Genomic DNA, 24,916 nt, shown 5'->3' on the forward strand with positions numbered 1-24,916 from the left:
ACATGTATGTTTGCACGTTGAAATATGGGTTCGATTTTCATGAATCTCTATTCGGTGAAACAGGTAAAGGAAGTGGATAAGGTTTGCTTATAAGGAATCCTTTTAAAGATAAATATTACTCACATGATAGGCGGGCATTAAACATGCTTGCACTCAGAGTGCCGGGCCTGGCTTTTATTCTCATGATCTATATAGCCTCTATCGTGCTGCAATTTGTTTCTGGGGGCTGGTCCATTTTATTGCTTTATGCGTTTACCATATTAATCGCCATTTTTGCTTTGCTTCATTGGCACTCATATCGCTGGGTTAAGAAAAGGGTGGTTCTGTATTTTGTGATACAAGGTTTGATCACCTTTACACTTGCTAATCTCATGACTGGCTACCTTATGCTGGTCATCATTGGCCTTTATGCATTTTTGATTGGACAGATTTTAGGAATGGCAGACAGAAGAAGGACGATTCCCATTCTTTATCTATTGCTGCTGCTGGTCATAAATTCGGCGTATCACCTTCATAAAGGTGAAGTTTTGCATTTTATTGTTATTGCTGCGCCGATCATGATTGTCATCATCACTTATGCCGCAACATTTTTTGCCCAAGTCGATGAAAAAATAAAAGCTCAATTGACTCTTGAAAGGCTGGAGCTGGCTCATCAGCAGGTAGAACAGCTGACGCTGCAGAACGAAAGACAGCGGATGGCCCGAGACTTACACGATACGCTTGCTCAAGGTCTTGTCAGTTTAAATATGCAGCTGGATGCGATTCATGTTCATCTCGCCAAAGGCAACACAGAGAGAGCGAAGGAAATCATACAACAATCGATGAAAAGAGTGAAAAGCACATTAGCTGATGCACGTTCAGCTATTGACGATCTCCGCAGCAAATCAGAAGAAATCGGTGTTTTAAAAGAAAGAATTACCTCGCTAATGGATCATTTTATAGAGTCGACAGGCATGGCTTGTTTATTAGATTACAGATTGCATCAGGTGCTGGATGTGCGTACAGCTGAAAACTGTTATTACATCATTGGAGAATGCATGACGAATGCGGCAAAGCATGCTGAGGCGAAAACAATCTGGATATCCATTTGGGATGATGAAAAGGGAAGGCTCCATTTAACAGTTAAGGATAACGGCAAGGGATTTGATGTTGAAAAAGGAAAGAAAAAGAGAGGACATTATGGGCTTCTTGGCATACAAGAACGCGTCAGGGCAATAAATGGCCAATTCAATATCAAGAGTACAAAATTGAAAGGAACACAAATTGAGATCACTGTACCAATTCAGGGAGAGATGCAAGATGAATAAGGTTTTAATCGTTGATGACCATCTTGTCGTGAGGGAAGGTCTGAAGCTTTTAATTGAAACGAATGATCAATACACCATTATAGGAGAGGCGGAAAATGGAAAAGTCGCAGTCCGTCTTGCAGATGAATTAGAACCGGATATCATTCTGATGGATTTGTATATGCCGGAGATGAGCGGGTTAGAGGCCATTAAACAAATAAAAGAAAAACATGATACCCCCATCATTATTTTGACTACATATAATGAAGATCACTTAATGATCGAAGGGATTGAATTAGGAGCGAAAGGATATCTGTTAAAAGATACGAGTTCAGAAACCCTTTTTCACACAATGGATGCAGCCATCAGAGGAAATGTGCTATTGCAGCCTGATATCCTTAAACGTCTGCAAGAAATCCAATTTGAGCGGATGAAAAAGCAGCGCAATGAGACGCAGCTGACAGAAAAGGAAGTCATTGTTCTAAAAGCAATTGCTAAAGGTCTTAAAAGCAAAGCGATTGCCTTTGATTTGGGCGTCTCTGAGCGAACAGTAAAGTCCAGATTAACGTCCATTTACAATAAATTAGGCGCGAATTCAAGAACTGAGGCAGTAACGATTGCCATGCAAAAAGGTATTCTGACAATAGACAACTAAACTGCATATTTGAAAATTGCCCAAACGTACATGCCCGAATGTACGTTTTTTTCATTTCATTGTCAACTACAATGAGAAAGAATGTGATCAAGCAATGTGTTGAAAGGAGATTATCATGTCAAAAATGTTATATACATTAGGAGGATGGGTTGCTCGCAATCGCATAAAAGCAATATGTGCGTGGATCGTTGTGTTAGTTGCTGCGATAGGCCTTGCAGTGACCTTGAAACCAAGTTTTTCTGAGGATATGTCCATACCTGACACACCTTCGGAAAAAGCGATGGATGTGATTCAAAAAGAATTTCCTCATGGTCCTGATAAAGGGAGCATACGGGTTATTTTCGGTGCTGGTGATGGGGAGAAACTTACTGGGAAGCCAGCAAAAAAAGCAATAGAAGATACGTTCAAAGAAATCAGTAAAGATGATTCTGTTGACTCGATTGCAAGTCCTTTTGTGACAGGGACAATCGCGAAAGATGGCACAGTTGCCTATGCTGATATCAAGTATAAATCATCAGCAGATGATATAAAGGATTACTCTATCAAACACTTAAAAGACAGTTTGAAAATGGCTGATGATGAAGGATTGCAAACTGAGCTAAGCGGAGATGTACCGGGAGCCGAGATGGAGATAGGCGGTGTCTCTGAAATTGTCGGCATTATCTTGGCTTTTGTCGTTTTAGCCATTACATTCGGTTCTTTATTAATAGCAGGTTTGCCGATTTTAACTGCACTGATTGGTTTAGGTGTAAGTATTGGACTGGTTTTGATTGGGACACAAGTATTTGATATTGCTTCCGTCAGTCTTTCATTAGCCGGAATGATTGGCCTTGCTGTTGGTATTGATTATGCTTTATTTATTTTTACGAAACACCGCCAGTTTTTAGGCGAAGGCATACAAAAGAATGAATCAATTGCGAGAGCCGTGGGAACAGCGGGAAGCGCAGTCGTTTTTGCCGGACTTACTGTTATCGTTGCACTTTGCGGATTGACTGTCGTTAACATTCCTTTTATGTCCGCGATGGGGCTGACAGCAGGGCTTAGTGTACTGATGGCTGTTTTGGCTTCCATCACACTTGTGCCTGCGGTCTTATCGATTGCAGGGAAGCGGATGATTCCGAAATCAAACAAGAAAATAGAAAAACAAAGCACTGAAACAAATGTCTGGGGACGCTTTGTCACCAAAAATCCTATCATGCTAAGTGTATGCAGCATTCTGATTTTGATCGTCATTAGTATCCCATCTATGCATTTGGAACTGGGCTTGCCTGATGCTGGGATGAAAGCTAAGGATAATCCGGATCGCCGGGCATATGACTTGCTTGCCGAAGGCTTTGGAGAAGGATTTAATGGCCAATTAACAATCGTAGCGGATGCCACAAATGCTACAGAAAATAAGGCGGAGGCTTTCGCAGATGCAGTGAAAGAAATAAAGGGTTTAGACCATGTAGCAAGTGTCACCCCTGCAATGCCTAATAAAGAAGGGAACTTTGCCATCATTACGGTCGTTCCGGAAACAGGTCCAAATGATGTCACAACGAAAGATTTGGTACACGATGTACGCAGTTTGTCAGATAAAAACGGAGTAGATTTGCTTGTTACTGGATCGACTGCAGTGAATATTGACATTTCAGATCGCCTCAATGATGCGATACCGGTGTTTGCTGTACTTATTGTGGGCTTTGCGTTTGTATTGCTGACCATCGTTTTCCGTTCGCTGCTTGTGCCGCTTGTTGCTGTTGCAGGTTTCATGTTGACGATGACAGCCACTCTTGGAATCTGTGTATTTGTCTTGCAAGACGGGAATCTCATCGACTTTTTCAAAATACCTGAAAGAGGGCCGATACTCGCGTTCCTGCCGATTTTATCGATTGGGATTCTGTTCGGGTTAGCCATGGATTATCAAGTATTCCTTGTCAGCAGAATGCGTGAAGAATATGTAAAAACAAACAATCCAGTACAAGCCATTCAGGCTGGATTAAAACACAGTGGTCCTGTTGTTACAGCAGCCGGCTTGATCATGATCTTCGTTTTTGCAGGATTTATCTTTGCAGGCGAAGCTTCTATTAAAGCCAACGGATTAGCTCTTTCCTTTGGTGTACTCTTTGATGCCTTTATTGTAAGAATGACACTGATTCCAAGTGTCATGAAGCTGATGGGGAATGCAGCTTGGTATTTGCCGAAATGGTTAGACAAGATGATTCCGAATGTGGATATAGAAGGGCATCAACTGACAAAGGAAATACAGCCGGAAATAGATCATGAACAAAAGAAACAAATCAGTGTGTAATAGAAAAAGCAGATCTTTTATGATCTGCTTTTTTGCTTATGGTAGTATTTAGAAGATGAAGTCGGCAGTTAAAAGGAGACGCTTATGGCGCAATCACTCATTTTCGATATGGATGGAACTTTGTTTCATATTGGCAGAAGCTGCATCATACTAGCAGGCATCCCAGGAGAAGTGACATGATTTTTTGACTTTGCATTCACTACTTGATGCCAAGGATCTTGAGAATCCTTCTTGAAAATAAAGGATTTTACAACTGATCATATAAGAAACCTAAAGAAACAAGCACACAAAACCAGCTGTGGGTTTTGTCCAAGAAAAATAGAGTCCATAAGAGGGACTCTATTTTTTGAAATGCCCGGCTAGAAGCATATTGCAGGTCTTTATGAATGCAAATCACTATCTTATAGCCCTTACCGTGAAATGCCTGTTTCTGCATTGAAAAAACGCATTACACGTTCATTTACGTAAGCGGGTTGTTCCATCGATAAAACATGTCCGGCATTTTTAATGACTTCCGCCTCAATATCTGGAACGAATGAAGAGGCTCGGTGCAGGGCTGAGTGGGGATCATAGATGACTTCATGTTCACCAAGTAATAATAGGATAGGAACTCTTGCTGAACGTAATTCCTCATCGGTAAAAACATACGGAAATCCGTCTGCTTTAGGATTTGGATTTCTTGATCCATCCTGCCACATTACCCCTGCCTGAAACTGCTTCACAAAAATCGGGTGCAGCACATTCTGATCATTCATCATCCAATTTAAGAATTTTTCAACTCCATTTGACGCTGTAAGGCCAAGAGCGTATTTGTAGAAATCGTGATGAAATGGCAAAAACGTTTCTGCCGGACTCAGTATAGCTGCGCTTTTTACTCTCTCAGGCATACGTAAAAGGAAATTCATTGTATGGAGACCGCCAAGCGAAAGTCCGATCATGTGGGACTTTTCGATCCCCAGATTGTCAAACACATCAAGAAGCCAATTGGCGTAATCCGTTCTTGTACCGCTTACATTCTCAGGAATACTCTTGTTTTTATCACCTATGATATCAACTGCATAAGTTCTGTATTTACTGCTCCAATCGGCGATGTTGGGATACCACATCGTCGAGCTGAATAATGCTCCGTGGAGTAATACAAGCGGCGGGGCATCCTCTGGGCCGCTTGCAATCACATGTGTTTGACCAAAACGAGTAGATATATAGAATGATTTACAACGGACCGGCCAAAGACTAAGGCTTTCATTATAAGTTTGATAATAGCGGATACCGTTGTCACTTAATTCGGGAATACTAGATGAATGGTTTGACATACAAATGCCCCTCCCAATTTTATTTAAATGAATGTGCCGTTTCGTGATGGGGAATCTGATTTTGATATAACAGACTTTATTTACAATATAATACAGTTGTTATTAGACGTCAAATCCAAGATAAAAAGGAAATAAAACGATTGGAACAGATTATTGAAAATCAATATAACAGAATATTAACCTCCTTTGTGGAGCCGCTTCATTAAAGCCGCAATCCAAATGCATGAATCACAAAAATCACAACAGGAGGGATCAAGAGGGAAGGCAGCAAATTCAATGTTTTGAACTTCTTGATTCCAAGAATGCTTAGACCTGAACTGAGGATGAGTATGCCTCCCACAATTGTGATTTCATTAATAAGGTCTGTATTGATTGCGCTCTCCATTACTTTAGCAAATAAATAGATGGAGCCCTGCCAGACAAATAATACAATGGCGGCAGCCGCTATTCCAAAACCAAAAGTTGAAGCGAGCACAATGGAGGTGATCCCATCTAACATCCCGTTTGTCAGGAGGTATGTATAATCTCCATGCAAAGCGGCTTCAACAGGGCCCAATATTGACAGCGAACCTATACAAAATAATAAGACCGCAGTTGATAAGCCCTCTGCTAAATTGCTTTTAGAAAATTTGTTCACCAGCTTGTTGAATCGTAATTCTAAATTGATGATCTGGCCTAGCAAACCTCCAATGGCTAAACTCACGATGAATAGAATGGGGTATTTACTATCAGGCAAGTGCTGTGTAATGGCGTTGATCCCCAGCGCGACCGCAGCGAACCCCATTGCCTGCATCAAAATATCCTGGTATTCATCTTTAATGCCTTTTTTGAATATCCCTCCGATTATGCTTCCTGCAATGATCATCACTGTGTTAAAAATCGTTCCAAACATAAGTTTTCTCCTCCAAAAATCATTCCTGCATAAAAAATAAACCCTCTAGTTAGTAGAGAGTCAAGGGAGATCAAAACATATTCATGAGATTATTTGATGGGCAGCAGGATTTCAGTCACGTAATTATCTAGGTTATTCGTAATGCCATAATCAATGAGTGTGATTTCGATTGAGTCCCCTGCTACTTCATAATGATGTTCTTTCATATATGCCAGTAATTTTTTGTAGTATGGTTCGGCTTCTGGATGTGACCCTTTAAACCTAATTTGCAGATATTCTCTTGAAGGAAAGATGATTTCTGAAGAAGTTTTTTCATTTTCATCTTCAAGAATCATAAATATACTGGAATATTTGTCAAACTGTTTTGCTTTCACATTTGCTGCAGAAATGGATAAACCAATCTTGCCTATGAATATATCTTCGTTTACATTCAGGTGGGTTCTCAATTCAGCTAACGAATGTTCGATATCATGGCCGAGAACATATTCATGCTGCAAGTAAGCCACACGCATTGCGGGAAGTTTGATTTTTGAAATTTGATGTAACGGCATGTTAACGGCATCTTCTATATGTGTGATGCGTCGGGAGATCTTTCGTTCGATGCGTTCCAATTCTTTCTTTTTTCGATCAATTTCAGCCTGCTGGCTTTTTAGTAAATGAAGAAGAGTGTTTGTATTTTGAGAGTTATAAAAATCAAGAAGCTTATTGATTGGCAGGCCTAGGGCCCTCAAATACTTGATGGTATCAAGCCGCTCAAACTGTTGGGTAGAATAATATCTATAGTTCGTTTGCTCATCTTTATATTCCGGTTTCAAAAGGCCGATTTCATCATAATACCGAAGAGCAGAGATTTTCACATTGAATAACTTTGACACTTCTCCAATCGAAAAAAATTCCTTCATTCTAACAACCTTTCTGTCCCTATGATTGATATACACACATTATATAGTACGGCGAGTTCTAAAGGTAAAGTTTGCATCATAAAGAAAAAGCTCCTTCTAAAAAGGAGCTTTTCACTCTTCGAAATAAGGATTTACATGGATGAGCACTTCTTCTACATCTGAAAACTGTCTTTTGATTTCATTTCGAATTTCGCGGGCGATGTCGTGTCCCTGCTTAATTGTCAAATCATGATCCAAAGATAAACGGACATCAAGCAATTTATAGTGGCCATGTTCTCGCGCGCGGATTCTATCAATTCGTTTTACCTGATCACATTGAAAAATAACAGCTTTATATTCCTCTATCAGCTCGGGATCAACACTCTTTTCCATGAGCACATCAACAGACGGCCTGATTAATTCCATTGAAATCTTAAAAATGAGGTAAGCAACGATTGCACTGGCAATGGCATCGGCGTACAACAGATAGGACCATCCGCGGGTGTTTCCGATGATAGCCAACAGGACGCCGATAAAAGCGGCAAGAGAGGCAACGATATCGCCTTTATGATCGTACGCAATCGCTATAATCGCTTTGCTGTTCCATTTTTCCCCTTGCTTTATAGAATAACGATATAAGATTTCCTTAGCCACGTACGAAATCAGAGCCGCAAACAATGCGCTGTATTGGGGAACGCTTGGCCCTTTAACAAAGGACAGAATCGCTTCTATGAGGATATAAACGGATACGATCACTAAGATAATTCCTACAATCGCCTCACTAATGACTTCAGCTTTTCCGTGACCAAAAGGATGGTCTTGATCGGGCGGTTTATTGGAAATTCCGATCACTGCCAAGACTGCAATCGAAGCAACGACATCTGCCGCGGAATGTATTCCGTCTGCAAACACGGCTTCACTATCGCCTACCAGCCCAAAAAAGACCTTTCCTGCCATTAAGATCAGATTGGCGATCAATGCAATCAAAGCAACTTTTCTGCTTATTTGTTCTCTTTCACTTGCCATTTTTTCCTCCTATAAAACTGCACAAAAAAATAGGAGTGCTCTATATACGCTCTCCGTATCCTTTCCTGTGTAATCACTTTGTTTATCATACCAATTCAATTTCGAGTGGGTCTATAGCAACGTTGTTTCCTGTTTACTAATAAATAAGGTGACAGAAAAAAAGTTGGAGCTGTGCTAAAAGGGTCATACAGCAAACAAATGAGTTCTTATGTAACAACAGTGATGATTCGCCATTAAAATGCTGCCGTCAGTGAAAAATTTCCACCTGATTGTTAAAAACCTATTGACATGAGAAGATCTGTATTTTATTATTATCTCATATTCAAGATATTTTAATTCGAGATATTTGATTGAAAAGATCAGCGATCAAGCGCAACTCTAAGTGTTCAATCGTTGTCAGTTCTTTTACACAATATTCAATAGATTTTTTATAACATAATATCTCGAATTCGAGATAAAAGGGAGTGTAGCGTAATGGCTGAATTTACTCATTTAGTCAATGAAAGACGATCTGCAAGCAATTTTCTTTCAGGTCATCCAATCACAAAAGAAGATCTCAATGAGATGTTTGAATTGGTTGCATTGGCGCCATCGGCTTTTAATTTGCAGCATACAAAATATGTGACGGTTCTTGACCAGGACGTAAAGGAAAAGCTGAAGCAGGCCGCAAACGGACAATATAAAGTGGTTAGCTCTTCTGCGGTTCTCTTGGTATTAGGGGATAAGCAGGCATATCAACAAGCGGCCGATATCTATGAAGGTTTAAAGGTATTGGGGATATTAAATAAGCAAGAGTATGACCACATGGTGCAAGACACCGTTTCGTTTTATGAAAACAGGGGAGAACAATTTAAGAGAGATGAGGCGATAAGGAATGCTTCACTTTCTGCGATGATGTTTATGCTGAGTGCTAAGGAAAAAGGCTGGGATACCTGCCCGATGATCGGCTTTGATGCGGAAGCCGTAAAACGGATTTTGAACATAGACGACCAATTTGAGGTTGTCATGATGATTACGATTGGAAAAGAAAAAACAGAGAGCAGAAGACCTCGCGGCTACCGGAAGCCTGTGAATGAGTTTGTTGAGTATATGTAAAAGGAGCGGATAAAAATGGCTAAAAAAACGATGGGAATTCATCATATTACAGCGATTGTCGGTCACCCTCAAGAGAACACAGATTTCTACGCAGGAGTGCTTGGGCTTCGTTTGGTCAAGCAAACTGTCAATTTTGATGACCCAGGTACGTATCACCTTTATTTTGGGAATGAAGGCGGGAAGCCGGGAACAATCATTACCTTCTTTCCGTGGGCCGGAGCCCGCCAAGGCGTCATTGGAGACGGTCAAGTTGGCGTGACTTCGTATGTCGTGCCGAAAGGGGCTATGGCATTTTGGGAAAAGAGACTAGAAAAGTTCAACGTTCCCTACACCAAAATCGAGCGCTTTGGGGAACAATATGTAGAATTTGATGATCCTCATGGACTGCACTTAGAAATCGTGGAAAGAGAAGAAGGAGAGGCTAACACGTGGACTTTCGGAGATGTAACGCCCGATGTTGCCATTAAAGGTTTTGGGGGTGCAACCCTATTATCAGCGCAGCCTGACAAAACCGCTGAGCTTTTAGAAAACATCATGGGGCTGGAACGAGTCGGCAAAGAAGGAGACTTCGTTCGTTATCGTTCCGCCGGTGATATCGGAAATGTGATTGACCTTAAGTTAACGCCTATTGGCCGCGGGCAAATGGGGGCCGGAACGGTGCATCACATCGCTTGGCGGGCTAACGATGATGAAGATCAGTTAGATTGGCAAAGATATATTGCTTCCCATGGATATGGTGTAACTCCTGTTCGGGATAGAAACTACTTTAATGCCATTTACTTCAGGGAACATGGGGAAATCCTGTTTGAAATCGCAACTGATCCCCCGGGCTTTGCACATGATGAAACACAGGATACAATGGGCGAAAAACTGATGCTGCCTGTACAATATGAACCGCATCGCACACAAATTGAACAAGGGCTGCTGCCGTTTGAAGTAAGAGAGTTAGATTGATTTGACACATAAAAAATAAAGAAACATATATTCAATTGATGATTGCTGGATACTGTCAGCAAAGAATCAGATAAAATCAAAGATGAGGAGAGATACAAATGGAAGATGCAGGACTGTTGCTTATTCGTATAATGATTGGTGTAGTGTTTTTGTTTTATGGCACACAAAAATTATTCGGCTGGTTTGGCGGATACGGGATTAAAGGAACCGGACAATGGTTCGAATCAATTGGGGTGAAACCAGGAAACGTTGCGGCCGCTCTATCAGGTCTTGGGGAGTTAGTAAGCGGAATTCTATTTATTTTAGGCGTATTCCTCCCGCTTGGAGCTGCTATCATAACGATCATCATGTTAGGTGCTATCGTAAAAGTCCATGGAGCGAAAGGTTTTGCGAATGGCGCCGGAGGTTTTGAATATAACCTGGTGCTCATTGCAGTTTCCATAGGGGTTGCACTCATCGGTTCAGGAGCTTACGCTTTGCATTTTTAATACGAAAGTATGTAAGAACAGTTGCTGCTTGTCAGTAACTGTTCTTTTATTTTCACATTTTCGGCAAGCTTGCAGGTACTCTGCAAAGCAAAAAAGCGGATATCATAAATATAAATCTGTATAGTGAATGATACGTATTGATGAGCTTGGTCATGAAAAACAGACCTATTTGAAGGAGTAAATGGATGAAAGAGATGACAGGATTACATTCATTAGTTTCTATAGAAAACTTTATCAAACAGCACAAATTCAGTTTTATTTATATATCAAGGCCTGGCTGTACAGTATGTCACGCAGTTCTGCCCCAGCTCAGAATAGTATTGGATCAGTTTCCAAACATCAAATTGGGGCATATCAATGCTGACGATGTAGCAGAGGTCGCTGGCAGATTTTCAGTTTTCACCGTTCCTGTGCTTCTTTTGTTCATTGATGGGACTGAGTTTCTAAGAGAAGCCCGTTTTGTTCATTTTGAACAGCTTGAACAAAAGCTGAAAAGGGTTTATCGATTATATGAAGGTGAATAAAGGGTTTATACGTTTCACATAGCCAGCCCCATATAAGGGCTTTTTGTCATTTTAAAGGGGACAAGGCTCAAGTCCTCTCCAATGAAAGAACATATTAAAAAACAATCGAAGTTTGGACAAAGAGCTTGTTAAATTAAGAAAGATTTAAGGAATGAATTGGAAAGGATTTATATCTTTTCGCTTCTTTATTGGTCATAATGAAGTTGTGCCAAAAAGAGATGTTTGGCAGTGAACATATCAATAAAAGGAGCTTTTTGAAAATGGGCTGGAGCAAATGGATTAATCTTTTCTGCATCATAGCACTAGGATCAGTCATGGGGTATAAATTATTTACCCATCAGCATATTAGTACTCCTCACTTTATCATATCCTCAGCACTCATCCTGTGGAACATCATTGGGCTTTTCAGAAAAGAATCATCATATCAAACGAGACAAACTAAAGAAATAAGGTAAAAAAAGAACTCAAATGAGTTCTTTTTTTTATTCTTCACTAGGCGAAGAAGGGTTATCAACCTGCCCTTGATCACTTGTATCATTATCACAACTTGCTGAAATAATAATTGAATGAGAAGGAGAGTAATCTCCTAATGTGAAATTCACTCCGTAATTTTTGCTGTTCGCAGTATGGCTGTTTTGCAAGTTTTGTCCGATATCTGTATTGGCGTTTTGTGTCATTCCATTTATCGTGAGATTTGAGATGTTGATTTGAGATCGCATGCTTCAAAAACTCCTTTCACTCAGAAGTAGCTGTCATAAAGGACGCTGGCAGTCTATTTACTTCTATGATATTGCGTTTTTATATCATTGCATCAACATAATGGTAAAAATAATAGCGAGTGAATGATCATCTTTTGAAGATGATCAACCTATCAGCAGAAATAAAGCCGCCTGATAAAGAGGCGGCAGATCGTTATATGTCATCTATGAATTTGATGTATCGTTTTTCGTTTGCCTGAAGGATAAGATAGTCGTTTTTAATGATGAGTAGGAGCCTATAGCAGCGTAGCCATAAAACCAGCCCATAAATACGCCAGAAAAGAGGCTGTGTCGATGGCTTATGAAAACAGAAATGACAAGGCCTGTTATTAAGGCAACTGACGGTACAAAAGTTTTGGGGATTTTCAATAATATTTTGAGGATTTGGGTTATCAATATGATGATTGGAACAGCTATCACAGCATCCCAAAAGTTCGTGTGAATAATTGGAAAAGCCATACGGCACCTCATGAAGTGTTTATTTCTTAATTTTTACGCTAAAAGCTTGGAAAGCAGCTCTTGGATCGCATATGTTACATTTTGGGCTTGATTGGCGGAGCTTGTTTGGCTTAAAGCATTGGATTCAAAAACCAAACCTGTATTACTCCCACCGGAACCCTCTGTTGTTTTAGACACAGAGAACGGGCTGATGGAAACTGCAAATCCGTTATTAAAAACGCTGTTCCCGGATATCGAATGAATATAAACTGGGAATTTCATCATTCATCTCTCCTCTCTGTTATGACTGTTTATACAATATGGTGTGTGAGCAGCAGTTGCTTAAACAAAACGGCAAAAACTTTCAGTAAGAGACAAAAACCTGCAAAATGCCACAAGCGCCTTTTGTTAATGCAGCTTTTTAGGGACGTTTTTTTTATTTTTTTTGCCAACTTCATCAAAAATATTCTGATTGCCAGACTGGGCTTGTCCGTCCTTATTTATGAAATCGGGGTGAATGAGTTTTTTCAGATCCCTGACTGTTAAAGGCTTGGCGTCATCAGTCAATTCAATTCCTAATTGTCCGTTGGCCTCTAATGTCGCTATTTTAACATCTTGTATAGCCGTAACGCCGTGAAGCCGTAGCTGCATTTCAAGCTGGTCAGCTGTAAGTCTCATCTTCTTTAAGTTTTCGATATGAAGCTGTCCGTTTTCAATGACGATTTTTGCTTTTCCGGTTAACATCTTTTCAATGGTGTTCGATTTCATTTGGATCCATTCCATAACGATGAGTGTGCTTGTGAAAATTGCCGCTGCAATTAATGTTTTGAAGAGGCTGTACTCGATGATTGGCTGAACGATAATAGTTCCGATCGAAATCATGACAACCGTTTGAGTTGACGTCATTTGTGCGATTGATTTCCTTCCTGAAATTCTCAGCAAAATGACCCCGGCTACAATGAGAACAAGAGATTCCCAAGTGAAATTCATGCTACCACCTGACCAATGATGAATTAGATTTGTCATGGGATTGGCTTTTCTTCCGGCCAATCGCAATTTAATATATCCGAAAGGCAGTCGGTTCATTCTGTCCTGAACCGAACAATATTTTTGGTATAGATGGATATATTAAGCCAAACAATGATAGCAACAGGAGTTTTTTGGCCGAAACAATCTGGGAAGCGGGGAGCGCCATAACATGATTGAACTTGAAGTTGTCATTAGAACGGTTGCCAGCTTTGGCTTGCTGTTAATCGCAGAACGAATTTTAGGCAAACAGACAATCTCTCAAATGACGATTTTTGATTTTATTGCGGCGATCACACTAGGGGCGATTGCTGCCGGATTAGCTTACAATACTTCAATAAAACCGCACAATATGGCCATTTCGTTTAGTATTTTTGTGCTAACCATTTTTCTAATTTCGTTTCTGTCGATAAAGAACAGGAAGCTGAGGAAATTTTTTGCCGGAGATCCAACAGTGCTGATTCAAAACGGGAAGATACTTGAATCAAATATGAGGAAAATGCGTTACACACTTGATTATTTAAATCAGCAATTACGGGAAAAAGAAATATTTAATATCGAAGAAGTTCTTTTTGCCATTCTTGAAACGAATGGTCAGCTGACTGTGTTAAGAAAACCGCAATTCCGGCATGTGACCAAACAGGATTTAATGATTGCGGTAAACCAAGAACAAAGGCTTCCGATAGAACTTATTATGGACGGAGAAATCATTGAGAATAATTTAAAGCAGAATCGTTTGACGGAATCCTGGCTTTTGGAAGAATTGCGAAAAAGAGACATAAAGGTGAAAGAGACCGTGTACGCAGTGCTGCTGGGTAATGGGGATATTTATGTGGATCAATATAAAGACCATATATCAGTCCCTATGGATAAGGAATGAAGGAACAATCAATCTTAAAGCCCCTTATTGAACGCAACGGTTTCAACTTGTCTTGGGTACGAAATATGCAGAAGCCCGTTTAACAGCTGAATCTGTAACAAATGAGTTTCAGCGGCTTCGGGAAGCTGAATGATTCGCTCAATTTCTCCGTAATACCGTTCACGCAGCACTTCCATTTCGGCTGGAAAAACAGGCGTGATCGTTCCTTTGATCAGCAGCTGGGTTTTAGACAGTAAACGGATCGTTAATTCTTCCTCATACACACCGGGCATTTCCACAATGATAAAATTATATTCCTCATCTTGATAAAAGTCGTAAACAAACGTAGAAGCTTCGGAATCAAAAAAATGTTCCGGGGCTTTATATTTGAGCACATTTGTCCAAAAGTCACTTTGTTTATATTCATTCGTAATCTCAAGCCACTTTCGAATTTTTTCGAAATCCATATGAGATTCTCCTTAAATTTGATTTGAAATCGGCGCAGAAGGGTTTCCGATTTGGTCTTGGTCACTAACGTCTGAATCAATATTTCCAGTGTTCAAAAGTGAAGACGTAGGCGAAAGATCCCCTAAGGAAAAGTTTGCTCCAAAATATTTGCTGTTCGCAGTATGGCTGTTGTGCACAGTCGGACCGACATCTATATTTCCGTTTTGCGTGACGCCGTTGATCTTAATATTTGCGATGTTAATTTGATATGGCATAGACGAAACCCCTTTAATCTAAAATTGGCGGTGGTGCAATCGGAGGAGCATTAACGTTGGATGTATCAGAGTTGCCGATAGATGTCTGGTCATTTACATCAGGATCGTTTAAGAAGTTTTCCATTACGGATTCTGTAGGTGATGTATCACCGAAAGAAGAGTTGGTCCCTTGAGATTTTTGATTGTTGGTAGGGCTGTTATAAGCAGCTTCGCCTATTGTAATTGAACCATTGCCCGAAATACTGTTGATCTTCAAATAATATAGGTTGATTACTGTAGACGGCATCCCATCACACCCTTCCATCTTTCTGTACAGTACATTATGCGCCGCTGCACCCAATTGTTCCTTGCATTTACGGGCAAAACTCTATCTGGCCCCGGAGTGATGCTCAACTATCAGTGAATGAAAAGCCATTGATATAGGAATCAATGAATTGATTCAGTTATTCGAAATGCATGAGACCTTTTAATAAAGGAAGCTGGCAAACAGGATGAGTTTGAAATCATTGACAATGAAGCTAATGCCATGAAATAATACTCGTAAGTAACATTACTCGTGAGTATTATTTTTGGGGTGATCCTAGTTGAAAAGTAAAGGACGTAAAGGAGTAGAAAGCCGAAAACGATTACTTAAAGCTGCCGCTAATGAATTTTCGGTTCGGGGATTCCATGACGCGAAGGTAAGTGAAATTGTGAAAAAAGCTGGGTTCACGCAGCCTTCATTTTACCTGTACTTTCAAAGCAAAGAAGCCATCTTTGCCGAGTTAATAACCGATTTTCACTCTCGAGTCAGAAAGCTGACAGAGTCACTTCTTCTGGAAAACGGATTAAACACGGAGGATGTGTCAAAACGGGTACTGCTAGCTGTAGAGACTGTTTTTCAATTTTTGGATGAGGACAAGGATTTAACCAAGATCGGCTTTTTTCTCAACCCGGAAGCAAAACAAATGAAAAAAGACTTGGCGATGGTTTTGAAAGAGAACTTAGAAGCAGAACAGCGGCTTGGCTATTTTCACTCTGAACTGGATATGGAAACTGTCGCTGAGTGTTTGGTCGGCATGATTGAACATTTAACCGAATCATTTTTGTTAACCGGAATCAAAGATCCGGCAAGCCTCGCAGCAGAGGTTGTGAATCTTTTAATTTACGGGATGCTTCCGAAAGGGAATGATGTAAGATGATATCTATTATGATGAAAGTCAGTTTGGCAGTTTTTATGCTTGCGGGAGGCATCATAAAGGTAAGCCGCGTTCCCTTTCAAGTTGAGCATTGGCGGCATTATCAATATCCATTATGGTTTCTGACTGTTACTGGCATTCTTGAAATAGCCGGGGCACTTGCTATGACAGCGGGAATTTGGAATCGGTATGCAGCGATTGGAGCAGGTGTTCTGTTTGTCGTTCTCATGGCGGGAGCAATTCATGCGCATATGTTTCGAGCAAGACAATCGGTCATCATGGCGATACCAGCGATGATTTGTTTGATTGTTTCTATCATAATCATCATGGGGAGTTACACGTAAGCTTTTCACTAATGTTTAAGAACAAGCCCATTTGCAGGAAATCTCCTTTTCTTATCGAATAATAGAAAGTCCAGGAATTAACTGAATCAGTAAAATAGAGCTCCATTTCTGCGTTATTCGTCCGGCATCAGCTGGGCTTTTTTTATAAAGGAGGAATACAGGATGGCATTCACTTTGGAAGACATGACTGAGGAAGAGTTCGAAGCCTTTCGCGGGATGTCCGTGCAAAATTTTGCGAAACAAAACATAACGTCAGGAACTTGGACGGAAAAAGAGGCGTTTGAGAAATCGGAGCAGGCATATGAAAACATGATTCCGAATGGGCGAGACAGCAGCAATCATTATTTTTGGAACATCACAAATGACCAAGGAGAAAGAATGGGCTGGCTCTGGCTGTATGCTGATCCATTACATCCGCAAAAGGAAGCGTTTATCTATTCCTTTGGATTGTATGAAGCCTTTCGCGGAAAAGGACTTGCTCAATTGGCGCTTCAAACGCTTGATGAAAGAGCAAGAGAGCTTGGTGCGGAAAGGCTGGCTCTACATGTATTTGCACACAACGAGACAGCCGTCTATCTTTATCAGAAGATGGGCTATGCCATGACCAATATACGTATGCGGAAACAGCTATGCTGAAAAGCCGCTTACGTTACCCAAATACAACATGCCTATCTGGAAGCGGTGGCAGGGTACTATAAGTCATCATTAGAAAGATTAAGGTCATGGGAGGCTTGAACATATAAAGAAAAAGGACAACAGCTGTTGTCCTTTTCAATGCCGCTTGAACTTTCTCCCTCAGTCTTTTTTGTCTTGATGATCCAGCTCTTTTATTCGTTTCGTAAGCTCATTGAAAGCCTGATCAAGCTCCTTATACCCTTTATCATTTGGCGTCATAAAACTGAGCTTTCCCAGCACTTCTTGTCTTTCTGTCTCAAGCTTTAACCGAAGCTCCTCCCGCTCATTTCTTTCTGAAGGAGCGTCGTTTAACTGCTTTTCGATGCCGTTGTTTGAGATGACGAGTTTACTGTTTGTTGTTTTTTCGAGAAAGTATCGGTCATGTGAAACCGCCAGCAATGTGCCGCTGTATTGTGACAGTGTTTCTTCCAGCTGTTCGCGTGACGGCAGGTCGAGATGGTTTGTCGGCTCATCTAAAATCAGCACGTCTTTTTCCTCCAGAATATATGCCATCAGCTTGATCTTTACACGCTCACCCATACTCATATGCTTGATCGGTTCAGTCCATTGGGCGGCTGTAAAACCTAAGTGCCTCATCAGATTTTGAACGTGCCCCCTTGCTTTGAATGTTTCATTCTCAAATAACTCTTCCGGTGTTTGTTCTAAAGGCAAATCAAACACCTCCTGCGTTAAATAGCCGATGTTTGCGGACGGCGACACCCATACGCTTCCTTCTGCTGTTTCCTGTCCAAGAATGATATTCAGCAATGTCGTTTTTCCGCTGCCATTGGGGCCTATGATCGCAACCTTTTCGCCGTGCAGAATTGTAAAGTTTGCGTTTTTAAAGAGGGTCCTTTCTTCAAACGCTTTTGTTACATTCTGAACTTCTAAAAAACGTTTTCCTGTTTTGTGGGTTGTATCGATTGAAAAGCGGACTGTATATTCTGGGGTAACGGGTTTTGCCTTTGCTTTTTCCAGCTCTTTTTCAAGCCGCTTCTGCTTGGATTTTATCTGGGCATCCGTACGCTTCGCTTTTACCCGGTGATATTCTTTAAACCCTTCCTTTTTCGTCGATTGAGCATGGGCTTTTTCCGACCAAGAAGCGAGCTCATTCATTTGTGCTTCAATCCGTTCGACCATTTTTTGCTGCTTTTCATATTCACGCTGCTGGGTGAGTCTTTTCTTCTCCCGGAACTTCATATACCCGGAGTAATTCCCTTTGAATTCAATCAGCGTCTGATCCTCAAGCGACCATATTTTTGTTGCGGCTTCGTCTAAAAAATATCGATCGTGAGAAACGAGAATCACCGTGCCGCTATAATGTTTCAGCTGTTGGATGAGAAATTGCAAGCTTTTTTCATCAAGGTGGTTTGTCGGTTCATCTAACAGCAGCAGATCTGCATCCTCTGATAGTCCTTTCGCCAGCCGCGCTTTCAGTTTTTCACCGCCGCTTAACTGATGAAAATCACGAAGAGGCACATGCCATTTCTCCAGTAACTTCTTTTCGGCAGGTGTCTGATCCGCAAAGGAATATGCCGCTGTTTCCTGTTCAACCAAAGCCAGTTTTATATCCTTTCGAAGGATTTGACCCTGGGAAGGGGCTAAGTCATTGTGAATGAGGTGCAGCAGCGTAGATTTCCCAGCGCCGTTTTTGCCGATAATCCCAATGATATCTCCTTGCTGAACACTGGCATTTATATTTTTAAAAACAGTCAGATCCTTCACTTCATAGCTAACGTTTGTTAATGTTACGATCTCTTTCATCCATATCCCTCGCTTTAAAGGGAGAATAAAAAAATCCTCCCAAATGTGTTGGAAGGATTAGCCGTGCCTGTGCATGATCAAATAAGCTATTTTTTATAAATAGCAGGTCGTATATATAGAAAATGGGCAGACTAATCCTATTTTTTGATTTGAAATATTGATTTCAAACGATAAAAATAAGATTAGTTAATCATTGTCCACCCATCATCCCTTCTTGTTTTGATTACAAACACTATAGCATACCTTCAAATTCAAAAGCAAAGGTCATTTTCATCAAAAAAACTCCTGCTCTCATTTTTGAGGCAGGAGTTTCGAGTGTTATTGATGCTTCGCTTTTCTCACTTTATAAATCACAATCAGCAAAATAAACCAAACCGGTGTGACAAATAAGGAAACACGAGTATCCTGTGCCAGTGCCAGCACAACCAGAACAAACGCCAGGAACGCAAGAATCAGGTAATTTGTAAACGGATAAAGCGGAAGCTTAAACTTGTTTGTTTTCGCTAATTCAGGTCTTGTTTTGCGGTATTTCATATGGCAGATGACCGTAATTCCCCAAATGTAGATAAAGCATACGGTTGAAATACTTGTGATCAGGGTGAATACGCCTTCTGGCATGATGTAGTTTAACGTAACACCGATTAAAATCACGATAGCTGAAAAGAATAAAGCATTTCTTGGCACTTTACGCTGAGTCAGTTTCGCCATTGACTCAGGCGCATTGTGATCTTTCGCCAGGGAATAGACCATACGGCTTGTACTGAATACAGCGCTGTTGCATGCTGAAGCAGCGGAAGTCAATACAACAAAGTTGATAATACTTGCAGCCCCGACGATGCCAACCGCGACAAATACTTGTACGAATGGGCTTTCGCTGGGATTGATGACATCCCAAGGATAGATGCTCATAATCACGAGAAGAGCCCCGATATAAAAAAGCAACACACGGACAGGAATATTGTTGATCGCCTTAGGGATTACTTTTTCAGGATTTTCTGTTTCACCGGCTGTAAGCCCGACAAGCTCAATGCCGACAAAAGCAAACACAACCATCTGGAACGAGAGGATAAACCCGTGCATGCCATTCGGGAACAGGCCTCCGTGGCTCCAGAGATTTGTGAAGCTGGACACTCCTGAGCTTGTGGAAAAGCCTTTGAAAATCATCACAAGGCCAATGACGATTAACGCCAAAATGGCAATGACTTTAATCAAAGCAAACCAAAATTCTAATTCTCCAAACAGCTTGACTGTCGCCAGGTTCATAATCAGTAAAATAATTAGAGCGATTAAGCCAGGCACCCATTGCGGCACACCCGGGAGCCAATATTGAGTGTAGAGCCCGACTGCTGTCAGATCAGCCATCGCAATGGAAATCCAGCAGAACCAATATGTCCAGCCGGTGATAAATGCTGCCATATCGCCTAGGTAGTCTTGTACAAAATCCACAAAAGAGTGATAGTTCAAGTTTGATAACAGCAGTTCACCCAGCGATCTCATAATTAAAAAGCAAATGATCCCTGTGATCATATAAGCAAATAAAATCGAAGGTCCGGCAAAATGAATCGATTTGCCCGAGCCGAGAAATAAGCCTGTCCCAATGGCTCCGCCGATGGCGATGAGCTGGATATGCCTGTTTTTCAAGCCTCTCTGCAACGTTTGCTGATTTATATTGTCTTTCGTCATGTCGTCTGTCACTTTATGTGTTCCTCCATTGAAAATTGTTTATTGAGTCAGCAATCTATTTTTAATGATTATTATAACACTAAAATTTCTATCTTTTTTACTAAAAAAGGATTGATGAAAAGAATTTTAATGTGATTTGGACTATTTCCCGAAAAAAGCGGCTCCATTTAGGGAGCCGCTTTTTTATGCTTTTTCAGTTTTTGTCATAAACAGGTAGAGCCCGTAATCTGTCGATGCGGATGCGTAGCCTGCCTGCCGCAGCATTGCTGTGATATTGCCGCGGTGGTATGTCCCGTGATTGACAACGTGGGGAAGCAGTTCGGAAACAGTTGTTTTCATGATTCCGCTTGAGGGATTTTGAATCTGGAGTGGCTTATTGAGCTGTTCTTTTTGCTGTAAAAATAGTATATAGCGCTCGGATAACCTCAGAAAAAGGTCTTCCATTTCCTCTATTTCTTTAGCCTCTGTCTGTTCTTTAAGCTGTTCAGCTAAAGCCAACGCATCGCTCAAGGTTTTGCCGGAAAACACTTCAATCCAGCCGAGATCAGAAAGATAAACATGAGACAATACATGGGATATTGACGGAAACACGCTTTGAATTTCTTGATGGTATACCTCTTTTGGAAGCTCTTTTAACCGGTTGAATATTTGTTGATTGGCCCAGACGTTATATTCATACAATTTGAACGCCAAATCTGACATGTTAAAATTCCCCCTTTCATGTATATAGCTTCTATTATACACGAACGTGCGTTCTCGTGTAGAGTGCTCGTGAATAAAATTTGTTGACATATATAGTTTAGGGGATTAAACTAATTGACATTGAACATAAAGTTTAGCGGGGTAAACTATAATGAGGAGGGGAAGATATTGAATGAACAAAAGCTATGTCAGGCGATAAACCTGTTTGTGGAAGTCCTGCTTGAAGGGACAGAATTTGTGCATCGTGAAATCAATCAGGATGTCTTCAAGCATATCTCAAGGGAACAGGCAGACCTGTTGAAAATTTTAAAAGTCAAGGGCCCAACATCTCCCGGCAGCCTGGCCATGTACCAAAATGTACATAAGAGCGCGATCTCTAACAGACTGAAAAAGCTGCTCGAAAAGGGATTGGTTCAATGGGGCGACTGTCCGGAAAAAAGTGATAGGCGCTCTAAGCTTATTAACATTACACCCAGTGGTGAACACATACTAGAAGAATTAGATTCTGCCATCTTTAACGCGCTCAAACCGCTGATCGATGATATAGATGAGGAACACTTACATTCCATCATCGAGATATTCACCATTTTAAAAAGCAAATTTAAAGGAGGAGATTCTGCCGAATGAGAGCAATCATCAAATTCAAGTGGGCAATTGTAGCCATAGTATTAGCACTTACCGTCGTTTTGAGTTTGTTTTCTCCGAACTTAACGGAGCTGGCCAATCAAAAGGGGCAGGCCCAGCTTCCCGCTGATGCTGTTTCAGAAAGGGCAAACGCCATTTTAAAACAAGCGGGAGAAGACAATAATTCGATCAGTGTCGTCTTTACATTAGACCATGCTCTAAAGAAAGAAACAGAGAATCAGCTTCGGATAATGATCGATAAAATCAAAAAGATCGACGGTGTAGAAGAGGTAACATCTCCTCTGTCAGCGGAAAAAGAAGTCAAAGACCAGTTGATGTCGAAAGACAAGAAAACCGTTCTCATGCCTGTCACGATTACAGGTTCTGATAAAAAGGCGGAAAAAATTGCGGACGAGATTTATCAAATCGTTCCTGATGATTTGACGGCATATATTACGGGAGCTTCCCTTATCAACCAGGATTTCGCTCACAGCTCAGAGGAAGGGCTTAAGAAAACGGAAGTGATAACAGTCTGCCTGATCATCGGTTTACTGTTGATCGTGTTCCGATCTGTTGTGACGCCTTTTATCCCGATTGTGGTTGTCGGTTTTTCTTATCTGATCAGTCAATCCATACTGGGCATCCTTGTATACAATGTTGATTTTCCTATCTCGACGTTTACGCAAACCTTCTTAGTCGCGATCTTGTTCGGCATTGGAACAGATTACTGCATACTGCTTCTTACACGATTCCGTGAAGAATTGGCAAACGGGCATGATAAAAAAGAAGCGGCGCTTACCGCTTACCGCACAGGGGGAAAAACCTTATTTATCAGCGGATTTGCGGTATTGATCGGATTTTCCGCCTTAGGATTTGCGAAGTTTGCGATTTTCCAATCCGCAGTAGGGGTAGCAGTCGGTGTGGGAATTTTAATGATCATCCTCTACACACTGCTGCCATTATTTATGGTGACACTGGGTGAAAAATTATTCTGGCCTTCTAAGAAAGTGCTGTCGCACAGTGATAACAAACTATGGGCGTTTCTCGGCAGACACTCCGTTGCGCGTCCGTTTCTGTTCATTGTCATCACGGTGGTGATTACGCTTCCGTTCATCTTGACCTATGATGACCAGATTTCATTCGACTCAACTGCGGAAATCAGCAGCGATTATAAATCTATAAAAGCTCTCGAGGCCATTAAGGATGGATTCGGGGAAGGAAAAGCGTTCCCGATCAATGTTGTCGTAAAAGGAGACAAAGATCTTACAACAGCTGATACAATCCCCTATCTAGGAAATATCAGCAAAGCGATCGAGAAAGTTGATCATGTTGACTCTGTTATGACCATTACGCAGCCGACTGGTGAAAAAATCAAAGATTTATATATTGATAACCAGCTAGGATCGGTATCAGACGGGCTGGATAAGACGGTAAAAGGGATTGCCGATGTCCAAAGCGGATTAACGGATATAGAAAACGGATTGAATCAAATGGCAGGGCAAACCGGCTCGGCCTCAAATGGAGGGTCTGGCGGTTCACTGGGCGATGCGGCAGATGGCTTGGGCAAAATCAATCAGCAGCTGCAGCTTGTGAGCAAACAGATTTCCCAAACCGGCAATACCGCACAGACCGTGCAGCAGCTTACGGCAATAAGCGGACAGCTTGGCCAGATTCAAACGGGCCTTGAACAAGCGAACCAACAGCTCTCAGGCCAGCAGGCACAAGCTGGAACCCTGACAGAAAGCCTGAAGAAGCTGTCCGAAGGCGTAAAAAGCGCAAATGAGGGCCTGACGAAAGTCTCTGACGGTATTACAGCTTCCAGTGATATGTTAGAAGACATGAGCAAAAGTCCAACTGTAAGAGATACAGGCATATTCATTCCTGATCAAGTAATGAAGGACAAAGACTTTAAGAAGTCAATTGACCAGTATTCCTTTGCAGACGGCAAAGGTGTTCAATTAAGTGTCGTTCTGGATTCAAATCCGTACTCAGAACAAGCTATTGCGACAATAAACCAAATCAAAAAAGCTGTCGCAAACGAAGTTGACGGCACTCCTTTGGAGGATGCACAGATCGTATACGGCGGGGTCACGAGTATGAATGCGGACTTAAAAGAGCTGTCCACAACGGACTTCTCCAGAACAATGGTGATTATGATTATAGGCCTGTTTATCGTGTTAACCATTTTGTTCCGCTCAATGATCATGCCGATTTATATGATCGCGTCATTGCTGCTGACGTACTATACGTCGATATCCATAACAGAATTAATTTTTGTAAACGGCTTAGGAAACGCGGGTGTCAGCTGGGCAGTGCCATTCTTCAGCTTTGTCATCTTGATCGCGTTAGGGGTAGATTATTCGATCTTCTTGCTGGATCGATTTAAGGAAGAGGTGCACCTTGGCATTGAGCAAGGTGTCGTCAGGTCAATGAGCAAAATGGGATCTGTCATTATTACAGCTGCCATTATATTGGCCGGTACGTTCGCGGCGATGATGCCTTCAGGTGTTAATACACTGATGCAGGTGGCAAGTGTTATCATCATCGGGCTCTTGCTTTACGGCCTTGTCATACTTCCGCTCTTCATCCCGGCAATCATTGCGACCTTTGGAGAAGGAAACTGGTGGCCGTTCGGCAGGAAGAAAGGAAAAGAGTAATCGAGAGAAGAGTGATGAATGGTCATCACTCTTTTTTCATGACTAAACGACTAACTTCAGACGTGTTACCCAAAAAGATCAG

At 41.3% G+C, this 24,916-nt stretch carries 27 protein-coding genes; 13 read left to right on the forward strand and 14 right to left on the reverse strand.

Going from position 1 to position 24,916, the window contains the following annotated elements; genetic code table 11:
• Positions 1 to 83: 83 nt before the first annotated feature.
• From ydfH to MKX71_RS03000, 3 genes are all read left to right on the forward strand, one after another.
• Complete coding sequence (gene ydfH, locus MKX71_RS02990; protein ID WP_015252722.1) at positions 84 to 1,307, forward strand: two-component system sensor histidine kinase YdfH; 1,224 nt, start codon at positions 84 to 86, stop codon at positions 1,305 to 1,307.
• Positions 1,300 to 1,941, forward strand: a complete 642-nt coding sequence (gene ydfI, locus MKX71_RS02995) for a two-component system response regulator YdfI (protein ID WP_003244318.1) — start codon at positions 1,300 to 1,302, stop codon at positions 1,939 to 1,941. Before ydfH ends, ydfI begins: the two co-directional genes overlap by 8 nt.
• Before the next feature lie 115 nt (positions 1,942 to 2,056).
• Positions 2,057 to 4,231, forward strand: a complete 2,175-nt coding sequence (locus tag MKX71_RS03000; protein ID WP_339231721.1) for an MMPL family transporter — start codon at positions 2,057 to 2,059, stop codon at positions 4,229 to 4,231.
• Positions 4,232 to 4,641: 410 nt separating this feature from the next.
• On the opposite strand, the gene MKX71_RS03005 is transcribed toward MKX71_RS03000, so the two are convergent.
• From MKX71_RS03005 to mneP, 4 genes are all read right to left on the reverse strand, one after another.
• Entirely contained in the window at positions 4,642 to 5,544 is a 903-nt protein-coding gene (locus tag MKX71_RS03005; protein WP_339231723.1) for a carboxylesterase, read from the reverse strand.
• 202 nt (positions 5,545 to 5,746) lie between these two features.
• A complete protein-coding gene (locus MKX71_RS03010) occupies positions 5,747 to 6,436 on the reverse strand; it encodes a DUF554 domain-containing protein (RefSeq protein ID WP_019712443.1) in 690 nt (229 codons plus the stop codon).
• A gap of 89 nt (positions 6,437 to 6,525) precedes the next feature.
• Positions 6,526 to 7,338 carry a MerR family transcriptional regulator gene (locus MKX71_RS03015; RefSeq protein WP_003234177.1) on the reverse strand — a complete coding sequence of 271 codons (813 nt, stop codon included), beginning with the start codon at positions 7,336 to 7,338 and terminating at the stop codon, positions 6,526 to 6,528.
• Between the two features lie 111 nt (positions 7,339 to 7,449).
• A complete protein-coding gene (gene mneP, locus MKX71_RS03020) occupies positions 7,450 to 8,343 on the reverse strand; it encodes a manganese transporter MneP (protein ID WP_015252717.1) in 894 nt (297 codons plus the stop codon).
• A 474-nt stretch (positions 8,344 to 8,817) separates the two neighbouring features.
• On the opposite strand from mneP, the gene MKX71_RS03025 reads away from it, so the two are divergent.
• The 4 genes from MKX71_RS03025 to MKX71_RS03040 all read left to right on the forward strand — a co-directional run bounded on the left by MKX71_RS03025 (position 8,818) and on the right by MKX71_RS03040 (position 11,404).
• Positions 8,818 to 9,438: a nitroreductase family protein gene (locus tag MKX71_RS03025; RefSeq protein WP_003244392.1), complete on the forward strand. Its 621-nt coding sequence runs from the start codon at positions 8,818 to 8,820 to the stop codon at positions 9,436 to 9,438.
• Positions 9,439 to 9,453: 15 nt separating this feature from the next.
• Positions 9,454 to 10,392 (forward strand): ring-cleaving dioxygenase, encoded by a 939-nt coding sequence (locus tag MKX71_RS03030; RefSeq protein ID WP_014478981.1) that lies wholly within the window; start codon positions 9,454 to 9,456, stop codon positions 10,390 to 10,392.
• A 98-nt stretch (positions 10,393 to 10,490) separates the two neighbouring features.
• Complete coding sequence (locus MKX71_RS03035) at positions 10,491 to 10,880, forward strand: DoxX family protein (RefSeq protein ID WP_003234169.1); 390 nt, start codon at positions 10,491 to 10,493, stop codon at positions 10,878 to 10,880.
• A gap of 185 nt (positions 10,881 to 11,065) precedes the next feature.
• Complete coding sequence (locus MKX71_RS03040; RefSeq protein WP_003244013.1) at positions 11,066 to 11,404, forward strand: thioredoxin family protein; 339 nt, start codon at positions 11,066 to 11,068, stop codon at positions 11,402 to 11,404.
• A 482-nt stretch (positions 11,405 to 11,886) separates the two neighbouring features.
• Here MKX71_RS03040 and MKX71_RS03045 read toward each other — a convergent pair whose 3' ends face one another.
• From MKX71_RS03045 to MKX71_RS03060, 4 genes are all read right to left on the reverse strand, one after another.
• Positions 11,887 to 12,123: a spore germination protein gene (locus MKX71_RS03045; RefSeq protein WP_003244342.1), complete on the reverse strand. Its 237-nt coding sequence runs from the start codon at positions 12,121 to 12,123 to the stop codon at positions 11,887 to 11,889.
• Positions 12,124 to 12,327: 204 nt separating this feature from the next.
• Positions 12,328 to 12,621, reverse strand: coding sequence for a hypothetical protein (locus MKX71_RS03050; protein WP_009969672.1), 294 nt, complete (start codon positions 12,619 to 12,621; stop codon positions 12,328 to 12,330).
• 33 nt (positions 12,622 to 12,654) lie between these two features.
• The gene (locus tag MKX71_RS03055) at positions 12,655 to 12,885 is read right to left on the reverse strand and encodes a spore germination protein (RefSeq protein ID WP_003244212.1); all 231 of its coding nucleotides are present in this window, start codon (positions 12,883 to 12,885) and stop codon (positions 12,655 to 12,657) included.
• Positions 12,886 to 13,008: 123 nt separating this feature from the next.
• Positions 13,009 to 13,590, reverse strand: a complete 582-nt coding sequence (locus MKX71_RS03060; protein ID WP_003234158.1) for a DUF421 domain-containing protein — start codon at positions 13,588 to 13,590, stop codon at positions 13,009 to 13,011.
• Positions 13,591 to 13,798: 208 nt separating this feature from the next.
• Here MKX71_RS03060 and MKX71_RS03065 point away from each other — a divergent pair, with 208 nt between their 5' ends.
• Positions 13,799 to 14,506 carry a DUF421 domain-containing protein gene (locus MKX71_RS03065; protein WP_003234156.1) on the forward strand — a complete coding sequence of 236 codons (708 nt, stop codon included), beginning with the start codon at positions 13,799 to 13,801 and terminating at the stop codon, positions 14,504 to 14,506.
• Positions 14,507 to 14,520: 14 nt separating this feature from the next.
• Here the strand turns inward: MKX71_RS03065 and cotP are convergent, their stop codons facing one another.
• The 3 genes from cotP to MKX71_RS03080 are packed head-to-tail and all read right to left on the reverse strand — an operon-like array spanning position 14,521 to position 15,493.
• Positions 14,521 to 14,952 (reverse strand): spore coat protein CotP, encoded by a 432-nt coding sequence (gene cotP / locus MKX71_RS03070; RefSeq protein ID WP_003234154.1) that lies wholly within the window; start codon positions 14,950 to 14,952, stop codon positions 14,521 to 14,523.
• Positions 14,953 to 14,964: 12 nt separating this feature from the next.
• Positions 14,965 to 15,207: a spore germination protein gene (locus MKX71_RS03075; protein ID WP_003234151.1), complete on the reverse strand. Its 243-nt coding sequence runs from the start codon at positions 15,205 to 15,207 to the stop codon at positions 14,965 to 14,967.
• Between the two features lie 13 nt (positions 15,208 to 15,220).
• A complete protein-coding gene (locus MKX71_RS03080; protein WP_003243854.1) occupies positions 15,221 to 15,493 on the reverse strand; it encodes a spore germination protein in 273 nt (90 codons plus the stop codon).
• Positions 15,494 to 15,791: 298 nt separating this feature from the next.
• On the opposite strand from MKX71_RS03080, the gene MKX71_RS03085 reads away from it, so the two are divergent.
• The 3 genes from MKX71_RS03085 (at position 15,792) to MKX71_RS03095 (ending at position 17,365) form a co-directional block, all read left to right on the forward strand.
• A complete protein-coding gene (locus MKX71_RS03085; RefSeq protein ID WP_019712445.1) occupies positions 15,792 to 16,388 on the forward strand; it encodes a TetR/AcrR family transcriptional regulator in 597 nt (198 codons plus the stop codon).
• A complete protein-coding gene (locus MKX71_RS03090) occupies positions 16,385 to 16,729 on the forward strand; it encodes a DoxX family protein (protein WP_080528977.1) in 345 nt (114 codons plus the stop codon). Before MKX71_RS03085 ends, MKX71_RS03090 begins: the two co-directional genes overlap by 4 nt.
• Positions 16,730 to 16,891: 162 nt before the next feature.
• Positions 16,892 to 17,365, forward strand: coding sequence for a GNAT family N-acetyltransferase (locus tag MKX71_RS03095; RefSeq protein ID WP_003234145.1), 474 nt, complete (start codon positions 16,892 to 16,894; stop codon positions 17,363 to 17,365).
• Positions 17,366 to 17,524: 159 nt separating this feature from the next.
• Here MKX71_RS03095 and vmlR read toward each other — a convergent pair whose 3' ends face one another.
• The 3 genes from vmlR to dinB all read right to left on the reverse strand — a co-directional run bounded on the left by vmlR (position 17,525) and on the right by dinB (position 21,553).
• Positions 17,525 to 19,168 (reverse strand): ABC-F type ribosomal protection protein VmlR, encoded by a 1,644-nt coding sequence (vmlR, locus tag MKX71_RS03100; protein ID WP_339231724.1) that lies wholly within the window; start codon positions 19,166 to 19,168, stop codon positions 17,525 to 17,527.
• Between the two features lie 318 nt (positions 19,169 to 19,486).
• A complete protein-coding gene (locus MKX71_RS03105) occupies positions 19,487 to 20,863 on the reverse strand; it encodes an amino acid permease (protein ID WP_014475969.1) in 1,377 nt (458 codons plus the stop codon).
• Positions 20,864 to 21,034: 171 nt separating this feature from the next.
• Positions 21,035 to 21,553 carry a damage-inducible protein DinB gene (dinB, locus tag MKX71_RS03110; RefSeq protein ID WP_327847351.1) on the reverse strand — a complete coding sequence of 173 codons (519 nt, stop codon included), beginning with the start codon at positions 21,551 to 21,553 and terminating at the stop codon, positions 21,035 to 21,037.
• Positions 21,554 to 21,721: 168 nt separating this feature from the next.
• On the opposite strand from dinB, the gene MKX71_RS03115 reads away from it, so the two are divergent.
• Entirely contained in the window at positions 21,722 to 22,180 is a 459-nt protein-coding gene (locus MKX71_RS03115; protein ID WP_021481637.1) for a MarR family transcriptional regulator, read from the forward strand.
• The gene (locus MKX71_RS03120) at positions 22,177 to 24,834 is read left to right on the forward strand and encodes an MMPL family transporter (protein WP_327847352.1); all 2,658 of its coding nucleotides are present in this window, start codon (positions 22,177 to 22,179) and stop codon (positions 24,832 to 24,834) included. Before MKX71_RS03115 ends, MKX71_RS03120 begins: the two co-directional genes overlap by 4 nt.
• Positions 24,835 to 24,916: the final 82 nt, after the last annotated feature.

The sequence above is a fragment of the Bacillus sp. FSL M8-0071 genome, from assembly GCF_037975455.1.
Lineage (GTDB): Bacteria > Bacillota > Bacilli > Bacillales > Bacillaceae > Bacillus > Bacillus subtilis.